Origin of the sequence: Gorillibacterium massiliense, from assembly GCF_000455485.1 — a bacterium.
Lineage (GTDB): Bacteria > Bacillota > Bacilli > Paenibacillales > NBRC-103111 > Gorillibacterium > Gorillibacterium massiliense.
This window is the reverse complement of record NZ_CBQR020000114.1, coordinates 39594-54413: the sequence shown is the minus strand read 5'-3', so window position 1 is coordinate 54413 and position 14820 is coordinate 39594. Positions and strand designations below refer to the sequence as shown.

Below are 14820 nucleotides of genomic sequence, written 5' to 3'. Positions count from 1 at the left end.
TAGGTTATATTAAAGGTTCTCCGATGGAGGATACCGCATTCAGGCAGGAAAATGGACGGCACAAAGCGAATGTTAGCGAGTAAACCAACTTTCGGGGTGAGTTTTCATGCTGGAACCTGGGGACGGGCTCGTTTTCCTGCTGGTATTGGTAGTACTTGCCCTTTGGCTAGGCTGGGGGGCTAAACGATGGTGGATGGCTCCGCCCAGAAGAGCGTGGCCGGTAGAGACGGACCCGGAGATTCCCGTTACGGACGCCGTAGAGCTGTTGGAGCGAAACGGTTATGAAGTGATGACGGTGAAACGGCGCATCCCTTTATCCATTAAAATTGACGGAGGAGAGGCTGCCGGTGGGCTCAATATGGAAAGCCGCCTCTATATTGATCATTTTGCCCGTAAAGACGATAAACTGTATATCGTGAAAATCGCCAGAGAGCGGATGCCGCTGGAATGGACAGGCAGCGGACTGCGGGACCGGCTTTTGGTATACGGGCTTGTGTATGAAGAAGCGTCAGGTATTCTTTATGTAGAACCGGAAACAAAAAAAATCCGAAGTATTGAGTTTGAGGTGGAACGATGAAGGGTCAACGGCATGTCAAAATCAAAGAAATCTTAATGTCAAAGGAAATTGAGACTCAGGACGATCTGGTGGATGCCCTCCGAAACGCTGGGTTCAATGTTACACAAGCCACGGTATCTCGCGATATCAAAGAACTTCACCTGATCAAGACGCCAACGGCAGACGGGCGCTACAAATACGCTCTGCCTGCCGAGCAGAAATTCAATCCTTTGAACCGGTTGAAACGGGCCTTGGTCGATCAGTTTGTAAGCATCGATTATACGGACAATCTGGTGGTGATGAAGTGTTTACCCGGTACGGCTAACGCCATCGGCGCTCTCATCGACGGCATCGATTGGAACGACGTAATGGGTACGATCTGCGGCGACGACACCATCTTGATCATTTGCCGATCCAAGGACAAGAGCGTGAATTTTGTGAACGAGATTATGGCGATGCTGGGGTGAGATAACGTTGTTAACGGAACTGAACATCCGCAACTTGGCTGTCATCGAAGAAGTACAATTGTCCTTTGAAAAAGGTTTTCAAGTGCTGACTGGGGAAACTGGCGCAGGTAAATCCATCATCATCGATGCCCTCGGTCTTGTCGCCGGTGGGCGTGCATCCGCGGACCTTGTTCGCTACGGCAGCGACAAAGCCGAGATCGAGGCCATGTTTGACATGGACGCCGATCATCCCGTATGGACGGCTTTGGAAAGTCTGGGCGTCTCCTCCGACGCTTCCGAGCCCATCGTCATTCGCCGTGAGATTACGTCCTCCGGAAAAAGCACAAGCCGCATCAACGGCCAGCTGGTCAATCAGACGATGCTGCGCGAGATCGGCGATTGGCTGGTGAATATTCACGGACAGCATGAGCACCAATCGCTTTTGAAAATTGAACAGCATATTCACTGGCTCGATTTGTACGGGGGGACGGAACTGCAGGATGCCTTGACGGCATATCAGATCTCTTATGACCGGTACAGTTCCTTGAAGAAACAGTGGCGTGAGCTTCTGGAGAGCGGCAAACAAGCTTTGCAGATGCAGGATCTATACCGTTTCCAAATCGAAGAAATCACGGCTGCAGCACTTAAGCCCGGAGAGATGGAGGCCCTTCAGGAGGAGAAACGGAAGCTGGCCAATGCCGAGAAGCTGTATTCTAACATCAACGAAGCATATGACAGCATTCAGTCGGGCAAAGGCTTGCAAGCGGTGGGCCGCTCCATGCAAAAGCTGCAGGATATCGCCTCCCTGGATGCCCCAAGCTTGAACCCTCTGCTGGAGCAGATACAGTCAGCTTATTATCAGTTGGAGGATGCGGCTTTTCAACTGCGGGATTACCGTGACCAAATCGAGTTCAATCCGGAACGAATCAATGAGATTGAAAGCCGTTTGGACGTCATCGCTTCTTTGCGGCGGAAATACGGGGACAGCATCGAGGACATTCTTCATTATCTGGAAAAAATCAAGCAAGAGCTCTCCCTCATTGAGCATAAAGACGAGCACATCCAAAAGTTGGCGCAGGAAACGGAAGTGGAGCTGGCAGTGCTGACCGGTCTTGGGATGCAGCTATCCCGTTTGCGTCGGGCTGCTGCAGACACATTGTCGTCTGCCATTGAGAAAGAACTTGTAGATTTGCAGATGGAACGCACCCGTTTTGCGGTGCGCCTCGAATCGCTGGAGGATCATCATGGTCCCATGGTAGAGGGGCGCAATGTCAGGCTGACGCGTGGCGGATTTGACGAGGTGGAGTTTCTTATATCCGCCAATCCTGGGGAACCTCTGCGCGGACTAAGCAAAATCGCCTCCGGCGGGGAGCTCTCCCGAATAATGCTGGCGATGAAAACGATCTTTGCCAAAGTTGACCGTATACCCGTGCTTGTTTTTGACGAAGTGGATACGGGGGTAAGCGGCAGAGCGGCTCAAGCCATTGCCGAGAAGCTATCGCGTTTGTCCCGGGATTGCCAAGTCTTTTCCATTACCCACTTGCCGCAGGTCGCTTGTATGGCGGACGCGCACTACTTGATCCAAAAAACCGTTAGTGGAGAACGAACCTATACCAAGGTCATTCACCTGGATGATAACGGCAGGATTGAAGAATTGGCGCGGATGCTGGGCGGCGTGGAAGTGACGGGAACGACGCTGAGCCATGCCAAGGAAATGATCACCATGGCGGAGACTCGAAAATTTGCCGGGTAAGGGCGAAAAAGTTCAGGAATGACGCGGCTTATTCGGAATCATTTTCAGTAATAAAACAATAGGCACGGGGTTAAAGTATAGGTACGCCGACGACGAAAAGGAGCGTGATGTGCTTGAACCCCGGCAGCCTCAAACGTTTATTTGGACTCATTTTAGCTTCATCGCTTATTTTCTTCTCCTTCACCGCCCCTTTCCGCTGCCTTGCCAACTTTCCCAGGCAGCTCGATATGTTTTCCGGTCAAGACGCCAAGCTCAATTTGGATATGCCCGTCATGGGCCGGATCACCGTAAGCGATCCTTCGATTGTACAAATCAACGGCTCTAACCGGTATTCTTCCCAATTCAACCTGAAAGAACCCATTCGATTAAAGTCCGCCCATGCCGGACAAACGGAAATGCGCGTCAACTTGCTGGGCAAGATCCCCTTTAAAACGGTAAAAATCAACGTCATTCCCGATCTCAAAGTGATTCCCGGCGGTCAGACGATTGGTGTGAAACTGAAGTCGGAAGGAATTATGATTGTCGGTCATCATATGGTAAATGTTCCTGGGAACAAAAAGGTGTCGCCTGGTGAAATGGCCGGCATTCGGGTAGGCGACACGATACTCAGCATTAACGGCGTATCGGTGAACGATGTTTCTAAAGTATCGGGCTTTGTCAATACGGCCGGCAAGACCAAACAACCTCTACGGCTTATTGTAAAAAGACGCGGAGAAACGATGAAAGTGAATCTGAATCCGGTCTATGATGAGATGGAGAAAAATTACCGCCTCGGCCTTTACATTCGCGATTCGGCAGCAGGTGTCGGGACGTTGACGTTTTACGCCCCTGAGCAGAAGCGCTACGGCGCTTTAGGACACGTGATCAGCGATCTGGATACCCAGATGCCCATTGCGGTCGGGAGCGGCGAAATCGTCCATTCCATCGTCACATCCATATCCAAGAGCCAAAATGGAGATCCCGGCGAAAAAATCGCCAACTTTTTCAGGGAGAGCCGCAAGCTTGGCAACATTGAAAAAAATACGGCTTTCGGAATCTTCGGCAGAATGGCCAGCGTTCCGGACTTCGGCGTAGAGAATCGAGCCATTCCCGTTGCCCTCGCACATGAAGTAAAGGAAGGCCCTGCTCAGATTTATACAGTGGTAAACGGCCAGAAGGTGGAAAAATTCGATATTCGGATCACCAAGGTGGCCCGGCAGGATTATCCGGCTACAAAAGGGCTGGTAATCAAGATAACCGATCCCCGTTTGCTTGAACAAACCGGAGGCATCGTTCAAGGGATGAGCGGCAGCCCCATCATCCAAAATGGAAAAATCATCGGAGCCGTAACCCATGTCTTTGTTAACGATCCGACTTCAGGCTATGGCTGCTTTATCGAGTGGATGCTGCGGGATGCAGGGCTCATGAGTCGATCCACCTTGTCGCAACAAGCCGGATAAAGGGAAACCCCGCTCAAGCTTTGGCTTGGAAGCGGGGTTTTGTCTTCTTTTTTCTCAAAGGATGTCGTTCTGTTATCATCCTTGTCGAAAAAGTACGAAAATTAAAATAAATTATTCATTATAACCTAATTATAATGAATAATAAAGAAAAATGTTTTTCGACAGAAGGAATTGTATTTTACTTGTCGAATATGTGTTACTAGAAAGATTTGTAAATGGATTTGGACCCACTAAAAAGGAGGATCAGAACGTTGCAAAAGATTGATGTGCTTTTGGCTGATGACAACCGGGAGTTTACAGCTTTGCTTGCGGAGTTTATCAATGAACAAGACGACATGACCGTCGTCGGGATCGCTTATAACGGGAACGAGGTTCTCCGTTACATGGAACAGGCGAAGAAAGCTCCAGATGTGCTCATCCTGGATATCATCATGCCCCATCTCGACGGATTGGGCGTGTTGGAGCAACTGAGGGAATCGAATTTGAATCCGCAGCCGAAAGTCATCATGCTGACCGCCTTCGGTCAGGAGAATATCACCCAGAAAGCGGTGCAGCTCGGAGCTTCGTATTACATATTGAAACCTTTCGATATGGACGTACTAACGAACCGAATCCGTCAGCTTGTGGGCAACAACGTGCAATCCTCTATCACCACTTCTCACATATCCGCTCAGAAAACCAATGTCATTCAACTGGGCAAAACGAAAAATCTGGACGCCAACATCACCAGCATCATCCATGAAATCGGCGTGCCGGCTCATATCAAGGGATATCAATACCTGCGGGAAGCCATCACGATGGTGTACAACAACATCGAGATTCTCGGCGCCATCACCAAGACGCTATATCCGGCCATCGCCGAGCGTTACAAGACGACGCCGTCCCGTGTGGAACGCGCCATTCGCCACGCCATTGAAGTGGCCTGGACCCGGGGCAACATCGACAGCATCAGCTTCATTTTCGGCTACACGATCAACATCAGCAAATCGAAGCCGACCAATAGCGAGTTCATCGCCATGGTCGCCGACAAGCTGCGGATTGAGCATAAGGTGAGCTGAACGAAGAGGTGACGTGGGGTTGAGCGTGTCAATAGCAAATGCAGGGATGGCGAAAAATATCCGAAAACGGGTGTTTTAAGCCGATAAACTTCGAAATAATAAACCAACCAATACCGCTTATTTATTGGGTTTACAAAAACCTATGAATGGCGGTATTTGTGTTGACCGGATATGAATTTCAATTGGATAATTTCATGCTTTATTGTCGGGGGATGAAGGAGGGCCCCGGTGCGCAGAGTTATGCCAGCCGTCGAAGGAAGGTCCTCTCCGAGAAGGCGGAGGCGGCAAGTCGTCCGCCGTTCCGTTGGATGCCGAGCCGGAAGACGAATACGGCATCGGAGGCAGATCATCCGCCTTATGGCCGCTCTGATAGGCTATCACGAAAGCGTTTGCTGCTGTTCAAAAAAACCTCACATCACTTGTTATATATGTCAGTTTAGCTGTCATAAGTTCGTTGACATATTTCTTAACACCGACTTATAATGTGAAATGCGCCACAATAAGAAAACGCTTGTAAGGAGTGATTACATCATGGACATCAGTCCCCAACAGATTTCCCAGGGACTGGATACGATCTGGGTCGTCTTAACCGCAGCCATGATTCTCTTGATGGAAGGCGGCTTCGCCCTTTTGGAAGCGGGCTTTGTCCGCCAGAAGAATGCGGTCAGCATCATTATGAAGGTGTTCGTCGACATCGTCTTCGGCGCCCTGATTTTCTACATATTCGGCTTCGCCCTTATGTACGGGAAGGATGCTTCCGGACTGATCGGCACTACCGGTTTCATGTTGAAAGGAGATCTCTCCCACATCAAGCTTTCCATCAGCCACGATACGTACTGGCTGTTTCAATGCGCCTTCGTCATTGCCGTCATCTCCATCGTCTCCGGCGCGGTGGCGGAGCGGATCAACTTCCGTGCCTACATCCTTTATACCATCGTCATGACCGGCCTGCTCTATCCCACCTCCGGACATTGGATCTGGGGTACGGGCGGTTGGCTCAACAAGTTGGGTATGATCGACTTCGCCGGATCGGCGGCAATTCATGCACTGGGAGGCTTCGCCGCCCTTGCAGCTGCAATCTTCATCGGACCCCGGATCGGGAAGTTCTCCTCTAGCGGCACGGCGAACATCGTTCCGCCTTCCAACCTGCCCCTCGCCTCCGTCGGCGCCTTCATCCTCTGGTTCGGCTGGTTCGGCTTCAACGCCGGCAGCACCTTAAGCGCGAGCAACCCGGCCATCGGCCATATCGCCGTAACGACGATGCTGGCCGCCTCGGCAGGAGGAATGACCTGCATCCTGTTCACCATGTTCCGCTACCGCAAGGCAGACCCGCCTATGGTCATCAACGGAGCCTTGGCCGGCTTGGTGGGCATCACCGCCGGCTGTGCCTTCGTAACGGATACCGCCGCCATCCTGATCGGCGCCGTCTGCGGCTTGGCCATGGTCTTCGCCACGGAGTTCCTGGAGGGCCGCCAGGTGGACGACCCGGTAGGCGCCTTCGCCGTGCACGGCGTCAGCGGCAGCTTAGGCACCTTGGCCGTGGGCCTGTTCGCGACACCGGCCTTGACCAAGGGAACCGGCCAAGGCTATTACGGCTTGTTCTATGGCGGCGGCTGGAAGCTGCTTGGCGTACAAGCTTTAGGGCTGGCCACAGTCGCTGTATGGGGCTTCGTTCTTACCTGGATCGCCTTTACCTTGATCAACCGCATCGTTCGCGTTCGCGTCAGCCGAGACGAGGAGCTGGTCGGTCTGGATGTGGGCATACATGGCGTTCCGGCCTACAGTCAAGATCATGACTTCATCGATGTAGACAGTCTGAGATCATGAGATCATAGCGATCTGGTTTGGCAAAAGAAAGAGCCGGTTGTAAAGGCGACTACCGCCTTCTTCAACCGGCTTCTACTATGCTGCATATTACATATTCGAGATGATCTGATTGCGAATTTCTTCCGGCAGATCTTCTTTCTTCAGCGGATTCTGGGCCAGCGCCTCCTGGACGGCTTCAATCTCCGCACGCAGCTTCCGAACCTGCTCCATCGGCTTCTTCACATAGTGAATGTATTCGACGGCCAGATGATGATCCGGTTTCTTGCCGGACAGCATGCGGCGCAAGGGCGACATGGTTTGGTAGGCGCGTTCTTCCGCGGCCTGCTTCTTCTCGTAGCGTTCAACAACCTGTGTAATCTCATCGATCTGCTGCTGCTTCCGGGCGATATAGGCTTCCAAGAACGGCAGAAGCTCTCCGGGTTTGCTGGATATGGGTCGAGGAAGGGAATAATCCGCGATAAGCGCGAATATCATGATAGCTCACCTGTCTTCATATGTGAAGTATAATTACACTATGAATAGTTTACACCATTCTAGCGAGGATGAAAACCCCTAAAATTTAACCCGAACCCGAGGAGCAACAGCTTCCGAACAAGAAGAAAGGGCCTCACCTGCGCCCGTAAACGGCAGGGACAGGTGAAGATAACGATTACATTGCCGACTATATAGAAAACTGCTTTATTGCCATCCAAAAGGTGTGCTCCGATGCCGTCTTGCATCATATACCAACTCACTTATCAAAAGAACATCAGACAAACTCCGTTTTGCTCTGATTGCCTTCCTTGCAACATACAGTTACGGTTTGTCGAACATTGAGCGGTTTGTTTACTTCTCGTTCAATTCGTCAAATGAGATTAAACTGGATGCAATACAAAGACCGTTATTCCGATAGTCCGTTCTTAATTCCAACAACTAGAGGAACACAATTGGAGATTGGGAACTACGAAAGGGCATTGAGGGAAGCAGGAGAACGGGTAGGAGTGCGACTTTATCCGCATCAATTAAGGTCAAATTTCGCGAAGTATTACATTTTGAATAATGGTGATTGGTTCAGCTTATGCCGCAATTTAGGGCATAGCTCCGTGGAAGTAACCAAGTCCGCATACCTTGACTTCACCGATGAAGAGATCGGGAGGAACTATATTGGCTATAGAATTGATGCAGATCATCCACATTGGAGCTGATGGAGGCTGGCAAACCGGTGTTGTTATTGTGCAATCCACATGTCGGATATATATTGCCTGGTACTGAACATAGCGTACGGCAAGAAAAAGTAGCCTTTATCTCCCCAGCCTGCACCCCACGAATTGCGGACGATAACCACACGCTTCGTGTCGTCATAACCGACTGCAAGTACGGCATGACCGCCTAGATATTTTTCCCCCGCTCCCGGCATGGGTACGATCCCTGTATTAGCCACGCTCTGAGACTCGAAAGACTCATAAACCGCGATACCCAAAACGACAGGTTTATCAACAGCCAAGGCGCTTTTTAAGCTGCTCAGATTCGTTACGCGGTGATAGGTGCTAAGCCGATATTTCGGCGCATCAGCGTCTGCCTGCGGGGATGGTTTCTTCGTGAAGTTTTTGATGATGTACGGAAAGTCTTTTTCCAAAGCACAGCCGACAGAGGTAATCACTTTCATTCCGTCGCGGAGTGACGCACCGCTGTCCTCGTTAATTGTACCTTCCCGTTCACGCTCTTTATAGTAAAAATAAAGGCGGGAAAGCTGAGTATCATTTCCCATTTGGTGCATGTAATACTCCCGTAACCCAGAAACAATCGCATTAGCCGTGCAAGAACCTAGTTGCCCTTGGTCAACGATAGGTTGGAAATGCGGGCGCAAGTCCACAATTGGCGGGATTGCGATGTGGGTGGCATGGTTAAAGATATAATCCCTTGAATCATCAGCGTCTTTCTTTAACGAATAAACAATGTTACTCATTAGAATCGCTCCTTCATCACTTTGAAATCGGATAATAATCTCTATGAAATAATGGATGTTATTCTATTTGACAACATATTCGATAACTTCGTTCTGGTGTCCCCAAATTGACGTAGTGCCTCTCTCACTGCTAGGATGAGAACAATTGATTTACGCCGCTTTATGTCCTTCCGTTTTATACTTCACCCGGTTTCCCCCGGATTAGGTGGACCATGTTCATCCAGCGACTTTCCGAGCTGACGATTTCGATTCCGGACTGGTGCACCAATGCAGGAATGTTTCTTGTAAAATGACAGCCGACGGTTCGGTGCAGGAGAGGGTCGAGAGTTCGTTGGATGAGGGAAAGTGGTAAATTGGTGCTGATACCGTGCTCCATCAGCAGGATTTGTCCATCAGGCTTGCACCACCGGTTGATCTTTTCCAACACAACGGAAGGGCGCTCGTAGCTGCACATGGATAGCGTGGATACGATGGTGTCGAAGGACCGGTCGGGAAATTGCATCTCTTCCATGTCCATGCAGTGAAATTCTACATCTAGCCTATACCGGGTTGCGGCTTGGCGCTTTATCCAGCATAGCGGAGCTGAAGTCGGCTGCGGTGATTCTGACGGACGGAGGATAAAAAGGAAAATTGGCTCCTGCTCCAACCGCAAGCTCAAGTACGCGGCCTTTGGCATGAGCAATCAAATGTTGACGCCATAACTTCTGCTGGAGGCTTTCCCGGGACTTGTCGTATTGATCGGCTTGTTTGTCAAATATGCGGATTCGTTTCGCTTTTTCCATGGCTTGCACCTCTGGGATCAGAATGAATCGGAGATTGAGAAAAATCGACCATGTGAACGATGTCGCAACATTTACTCCATGTACTGGGTTTTACGGGGGAACGGGTATATAGTTGCACTAGCAATTTTACATCGGAATAGGATCTTCGGGATGGTAAAGACTTTTACCTTTGATAAAATAGAGGCGCCCACTAACGAGACCCTGTCGGGAGATTTCGTTGGTAGGCGCTAGTTCGATTATTTCTCGCCAACAAGTTTGAAATTGCCGGCAGTTGAATTGCCTATGGGGAAATTCTTGATCGTTAGGGTAATGGGAATCGAATTATCCCATTTTGGCAACTCTTCAGGAGCATTCTTCGAGTAACAATTCTTGACTGCGTCGATTATCGCCTGGCTTTTCGCTCGCAATTCGCGGTCGGAAAGATCGAAAGCACCTTTTCCCGTGTAGTGATGAGCCATCGGTGGTTGAGTATTGATGTCAATGATAACGTCCAATTCTCCGCTGTTATCCGAACTTAGGAATATCTTGTCTACATAGAAATCATCCGTGACGATTCCGCCTTCTATCTCGTGTTCAATTATGCCCAGATAGGCGCTTTTTGCGATTGAATCCGTCCTGTCATTCATATTGGAAAGTTCTTTTGCATTATCGGTTTTGTAGGTGTCGATCTTTCCGCTAAGATCCGTTAATGTCGTGCTCATCTTATGCAATTCGGTTTGCTGCGAATCGAAATCCTTTTGCAGACGCATATTCATCGCGAAGAGATAACCGGCGCTGGCAAGCGCCAAAACCGCGATGACTAGAACGGTGATGAAAAATGGTTGCCGGATTAGAGGTTTTTGTTTTTCCACTGCTTGCGCATCCTGCAAAGCCGTACTCGATTCCAATTCTAAATCCATCCAACACTCTCTCCTTATGGGGTCTTATGCAGTATATAATAGCTTTATTTCGACAAGAATCATCCAGATCCTTCCTAAATGGGGAAAATGGTCCTGAATCTCCGACCTTCTATCGTGGGGCTGAAGTCAGTCTTTCCAGGGAAGAATGTGATTGTGAAAAAGGTTACAATGTGAACGAATTCGAAACATTATGCTAAACCACTGGATTTTGTGGGCATATGGGTTTATAGTTGCTAAAGAAATATTACATCGGAATAGGATCTTCGGGGCAGGGTGAAATTCCCGACCGGCGGTGACGCTGTTCTTTAGCGAAGCCCGCGACTCTCACGTTGCTTAAGTGAGATTGATCTGGTGCAAATCCAGAGCCGACGGTAAAGTCCGGATGGAAGAAGATCGTCAAATGAAGCTTACTGGAATCCTGATTCCAATATAGGTTTCTATTGATCGGCCCCGTTTTGCTTTACGCGAAACGGGGCTTTCTCTTCGTCTTCGCGAAAGTTCCGGTTTCCGCAAAAGGAGATCATCTAGATGAACACTGTTTCCGCAGCACATGTTGTGAAAGCTCCAAGAATTAGTCGAGAATTTTGGTTCGTTGTATTGGGAGCGGCTTTATGGGGCGTCGATCCGTTGTTTCGGATCTTGCTTTTAAAAACTTTCACTTCCGCGCAGATTGTTTTGCTGGAGCATGTTGTCTTGTTTCTTGCCGCGGCGCCTGTTCTTTGGCGGCATCGCGACGACTTGAAAAATGTCGGCTTCAAACAGGTCGGAGCGCTACTGTTCGTTTCTTGGGGTGGGTCGGCTCTGGCAACGGTTCTGTTTACTTCCGCATTGTCAAACGGGGATCTGAATGCCGTACTTTTGCTGCAAAAAGTTCAACCGCTTTTTGCGATTTTGCTGGCGCGGATCTTGCTTAAAGAGATTTTGCCCAAGTCCTTCGGTTGGTTGTTACTCATTGCCCTCGCCGGTACGTATTTACTGACCTTCGGCTTCACAATGCCGTTCGGCAACGGAGGCGGATTTGTCAAAGCAGGCAGCCTGCTTTCCCTCGGCGCAGCCGTATTGTGGGGCGGTTCTACGGTAATGGGCAGGTTTTTGCTCAAGAATATGCAGCATGAAACGGTCACTTCTTTGCGGTTTATGCTGGCGCTTCCGCTTTTGGGCGTCTTGGTCGTCTTCGAGCATCAGGCTTGGAGCTTGCCCGGTGGAATGTGGATGGGCGTTGCCGCCTTGTTTAATCTACTGATGCAGGCGCTGTTGCCGGGACTGTTCAGCATGCTGCTTTATTATAAAGGCTTGAGCAAAGTCAAAGCGTCTTATGCGACTTTGGCTGAGCTGAGCTTTCCCATGGTTGGCGTGTTGATCAACCTCTTCGTATTTGGTCAAACCGTCACAATGGTGCAGCTTCTGGGCTTTGCCTTGATCTGGCTTACGTTGTATATGATCTCAACACAGCAGCGGGACGCGGTTGCAGTAGCGTAACATTTTTGTCAGTGTCCAGTTGTTTAGTATGAATGATGAAGTCTCCCGAAGCCGGGAGACTTTTTTTGCTGTATCGTGAAAATTTTTTTAACGAGAGGCTTGCAGGAAAAGAAAACCATGTTAAAATAAATTTAACGTTAAATAAATTTTATCGTATAAGGGGAGTGAGAGGATGGAAACGACTGCAGAGGCTCTACGTGAACAAAAAGGTTCCGGCGGATTTCGCCAACTGCTGCCTAACCGCAGCTACATGACGTTTCTTGCGGCTCAGGCGATTTCTCATTTTGGCGATTCCATCGATGCCATTGCTTACAGCTGGATGGTCTATTTGTTAACCGGCTCCAAGCTGCTGATGGGAACGCTGTTTGCGGTGAATTACATCCCGGCGCTGTTGTTCGGCCTTCCCGCAGGGGTGCTGGCGGACCGTTGGCCGAAAAAAAAGGTCATGCTTACGGTCTACGCGGGCCGTGGCGTGATCGTTGCCCTTACCGCTACGCTTTTTGCACTGAAACTGTTGCAGCCTTGGCACTTGTTTTTATTCACTTTTTTGAACTCAACCTTGGAATGTTTTTCCCGTCCCGTGGAAATGAGCGTCGTTCCTTCCCTCGTTGAAAAGAAGATGCTGCTCAGTAGCAACTCCTTTCTATCATCTGTATCCCGTTCGGCTGAACTGATCGGATCGCTTACGGCCGGACTCTTTATTACCCTCATCGGCATCTCCGGCGCCATTTATCTGGATGCCATTACGTTTATCGCGGCAGGGTTTTTGATATCTTTCATCCGGTTGCAGAAGCAAACCCAGACAGAACCGGAAGACGGCGCCGGAAAATTAAAGATTTACCGCTCAGAAATCGCCGCTGCCTATAAGTTTGTCAAAAACCATCATTTGATTTTGACGACGATTTTGCTCGCGTTCTTCGTCAACTTTTGCTTGGCGCCGATCAACGTTTTGACGACAGTGTATGTGAAGGATTTGCTGCAGACGGGGGCGGAAGGAATGAGCCTTTTATCCGTTTGCCTGCTTCTCGGGATGATCGGCTGCGGAGTGTGGATCGGTCAAAAAGGCGGCCGGTTTAAAAAGAGCTCGCTGATGATCGCCGGGTTGGTTCTCCTTGGGGCAAGCTTCGCCTTGCTCAGTCTACCGCCCCAGTTCTCCGGCACGTTAAGCCTGATCTTAGCCGGTTTGTTCTATGTCGGGCTCGGTATCGGTGTCACCTGCGCTTCGACCCCGCTGCAAACATATGTCATGGAAGTCACGCCCTTGGAGATGCTGGGCAAGGTAGGCGCCTTGATTAGCTTGCTCTGTACGGCATCCCTGCCACTTGGCAGCCTCATGACCGGAGCGGTGTCCTCCATCGTCAGCATACCGGTTTTCTATTGCAGCATGGGCGTACTGATCCTCATTCCTTCACTCATGATGTTGCGAAACAAAAAATTCCGCAGCGTATGAATGCGGCCAACTTCACCTTTTGTCATAGCTTTTGAACAATAGGTGGAAAGGCCGTATAATGAAAGGGAATGTGGAGACTTTTTTACAGCAAGTGATGAGGTGCAACTATGGAAAAAATGGTTCTCACCAGCCTTGAGGATATCAAAGTGTATTCCGATCCGTACCGATTGCAAATTCTGTATGCTTTTGACCGGTTCAGACGCCCGGCGACGGTGAAAGAAATAGCCGATGCAATGGGAGAAGTTCCGGCGAAGGTTCACTATCACGTGAAGAAGCTGGAGAAAATCGGCATCCTTAAAATGGTGGCAACGAAAGAGATCAACGGAATTATCGCCAAATATTACGAAGCTTTCGACGGGCAAATCCATATTTCCCATACAGACATGGCCGATCCGCTGCGAAAGGTCATCGCCTCCGAAGCGCAAAAAGTGCTGAGCAGCGTTTTTGAAGAAGCCAGGCAAAAGTTCGTCCGCAACACCAGCGGCGAGAAGCAGCCCTACGCCAATTTAACCAATAAGCTGCTGTTTATGACCAAAGAAGAAGCGATGGGCTTAATGGATCAAATCCTTACCTTATGCCAAGCTTATGAGAAGAAAAGGGAAGATGTCGAGACGGATACGTTCGATCTCATGATGGCGATTTCCCGCGAAATGCCGACTAAGGATGCGTAATAGATAAGCTTTTGAAACGCCTAATCAGCGGGTCCCATGAGATGGACTCGTTAGAGGCGTTTTTTTGTGACACATAATGTCTTGACAATTATACTGTATTACACGGATAATACAGTAAACGAATGAGGCGGTGAGACCGGTGATTTCCTTTCATGATGTGAAACTGAATACGAAGGATCCGGTGTACCTGCAAGCCGCCATGCATGTAAAACGGCAGATTTTGCTGAGGCAGGCGGTCACTGGCGACAAGCTGCCGTCCCGGCGGGAGATCGCCGCCCAATTGGGCATCAACCCCAATACGGTGCAAAAGGCGTTCAAGCTGATGGAGGATGAGGGGTATGTCCGCACCAACAGCACGCAAGGAAGCGAAATCTATGCGGATGCCGAGATATTGGAGCGTATCGAAACAGAGCTGACCCGGGACTTGGTGAAGGATTTCATCGGTTCGGCGAAGGAAATCCAGCTGCCTTTTCAGAAGGTGATTCAAATGATCAGCGAGCTTTGGGGATAGGCGG

General features: G+C 49.8%; 17 protein-coding genes and 1 riboswitch. Of the genes, 12 read left to right on the top strand and 5 right to left on the bottom strand.

The genetic code is table 11. From position 1 onward, the window contains the following. Nucleotides 1-106: 106 nt before the first annotated feature. The 7 genes from TJ79_RS15975 to TJ79_RS15950 all read left to right on the top strand — a co-directional run bounded on the left by TJ79_RS15975 (nt 107) and on the right by TJ79_RS15950 (nt 7079). Complete coding sequence (locus tag TJ79_RS15975; protein WP_052339646.1) at nt 107-577, top strand: hypothetical protein; 471 nt, start codon at nt 107-109, stop codon at nt 575-577. Beyond that, a complete protein-coding gene (gene ahrC / locus TJ79_RS15970) occupies nt 574-1023 on the top strand; it encodes a transcriptional regulator AhrC/ArgR (protein WP_040951332.1) in 450 nt (149 codons plus the stop codon). Before TJ79_RS15975 ends, ahrC begins: the two co-directional genes overlap by 4 nt. 7 nt (nt 1024-1030) lie before the next feature. Next, nucleotides 1031-2755: a DNA repair protein RecN gene (gene recN / locus TJ79_RS15965; RefSeq protein WP_040951331.1), complete on the top strand. Its 1725-nt coding sequence runs from the start codon at nt 1031-1033 to the stop codon at nt 2753-2755. Between the two features lie 113 nt (nt 2756-2868). Further along, nucleotides 2869-4194, top strand: coding sequence for a SpoIVB peptidase (gene spoIVB / locus TJ79_RS15960; protein ID WP_238323031.1), 1326 nt, complete (start codon nt 2869-2871; stop codon nt 4192-4194). Nucleotides 4195-4445: 251 nt separating this feature from the next. Beyond that, complete coding sequence (gene spo0A / locus TJ79_RS15955) at nt 4446-5252, top strand: sporulation transcription factor Spo0A (RefSeq protein WP_040951329.1); 807 nt, start codon at nt 4446-4448, stop codon at nt 5250-5252. Nucleotides 5253-5454: 202 nt separating this feature from the next. Further along, nucleotides 5455-5622: a hypothetical protein gene (locus TJ79_RS28215; protein WP_238323030.1), complete on the top strand. Its 168-nt coding sequence runs from the start codon at nt 5455-5457 to the stop codon at nt 5620-5622. A 161-nt stretch (nt 5623-5783) separates the two neighbouring features. Continuing rightward, entirely contained in the window at nt 5784-7079 is a 1296-nt protein-coding gene (locus tag TJ79_RS15950) for an ammonium transporter (protein WP_040951328.1), read from the top strand. 87 nt (nt 7080-7166) lie between these two features. Here TJ79_RS15950 and TJ79_RS15945 read toward each other — a convergent pair whose 3' ends face one another. Then, on the bottom strand, nt 7167-7553 hold the full coding sequence (locus tag TJ79_RS15945; protein ID WP_052339645.1) for a hypothetical protein: 387 nt from the start codon (nt 7551-7553) through the stop codon (nt 7167-7169). Between the two features lie 374 nt (nt 7554-7927). Here TJ79_RS15945 and TJ79_RS26785 point away from each other — a divergent pair, with 374 nt between their 5' ends. Further along, nucleotides 7928-8263 (top strand): site-specific integrase, encoded by a 336-nt coding sequence (locus TJ79_RS26785; RefSeq protein ID WP_337588952.1) that lies wholly within the window; start codon nt 7928-7930, stop codon nt 8261-8263. Nucleotides 8264-8286: 23 nt separating this feature from the next. Here TJ79_RS26785 and TJ79_RS15940 read toward each other — a convergent pair whose 3' ends face one another. The 4 genes from TJ79_RS15940 to TJ79_RS15930 form a co-directional block, all read right to left on the bottom strand. Further along, nucleotides 8287-9024, bottom strand: coding sequence for a C1 family peptidase (locus TJ79_RS15940; protein WP_052339644.1), 738 nt, complete (start codon nt 9022-9024; stop codon nt 8287-8289). 175 nt (nt 9025-9199) lie between these two features. Further along, on the bottom strand, nt 9200-9541 hold the full coding sequence (locus TJ79_RS28210; RefSeq protein WP_052339643.1) for a class I SAM-dependent methyltransferase: 342 nt from the start codon (nt 9539-9541) through the stop codon (nt 9200-9202). Nucleotides 9542-9563: 22 nt separating this feature from the next. Further along, the gene (locus TJ79_RS28205) at nt 9564-9806 is read right to left on the bottom strand and encodes a class I SAM-dependent methyltransferase (RefSeq protein ID WP_052339642.1); all 243 of its coding nucleotides are present in this window, start codon (nt 9804-9806) and stop codon (nt 9564-9566) included. Nucleotides 9807-10042: 236 nt separating this feature from the next. Then, on the bottom strand, nt 10043-10705 hold the full coding sequence (locus TJ79_RS15930; protein WP_040951326.1) for a hypothetical protein: 663 nt from the start codon (nt 10703-10705) through the stop codon (nt 10043-10045). A gap of 255 nt (nt 10706-10960) precedes the next feature. After that, nucleotides 10961-11103, top strand: a riboswitch (FMN riboswitch). A 130-nt stretch (nt 11104-11233) separates the two neighbouring features. Here TJ79_RS15930 and TJ79_RS15925 point away from each other — a divergent pair. The 4 genes from TJ79_RS15925 to TJ79_RS15910 all read left to right on the top strand — a co-directional run bounded on the left by TJ79_RS15925 (nt 11234) and on the right by TJ79_RS15910 (nt 14816). Beyond that, a complete protein-coding gene (locus TJ79_RS15925; protein ID WP_040951325.1) occupies nt 11234-12184 on the top strand; it encodes a DMT family transporter in 951 nt (316 codons plus the stop codon). Nucleotides 12185-12356: 172 nt separating this feature from the next. Beyond that, nucleotides 12357-13634, top strand: coding sequence for an MFS transporter (locus TJ79_RS15920; RefSeq protein ID WP_040951324.1), 1278 nt, complete (start codon nt 12357-12359; stop codon nt 13632-13634). Nucleotides 13635-13741: 107 nt separating this feature from the next. Further along, on the top strand, nt 13742-14305 hold the full coding sequence (locus TJ79_RS15915; RefSeq protein WP_040951323.1) for an ArsR/SmtB family transcription factor: 564 nt from the start codon (nt 13742-13744) through the stop codon (nt 14303-14305). Between the two features lie 139 nt (nt 14306-14444). Further along, nucleotides 14445-14816 (top strand): GntR family transcriptional regulator, encoded by a 372-nt coding sequence (locus TJ79_RS15910; RefSeq protein ID WP_040951322.1) that lies wholly within the window; start codon nt 14445-14447, stop codon nt 14814-14816. The last annotated feature ends 4 nt before the right edge of the window (nt 14817-14820 follow it).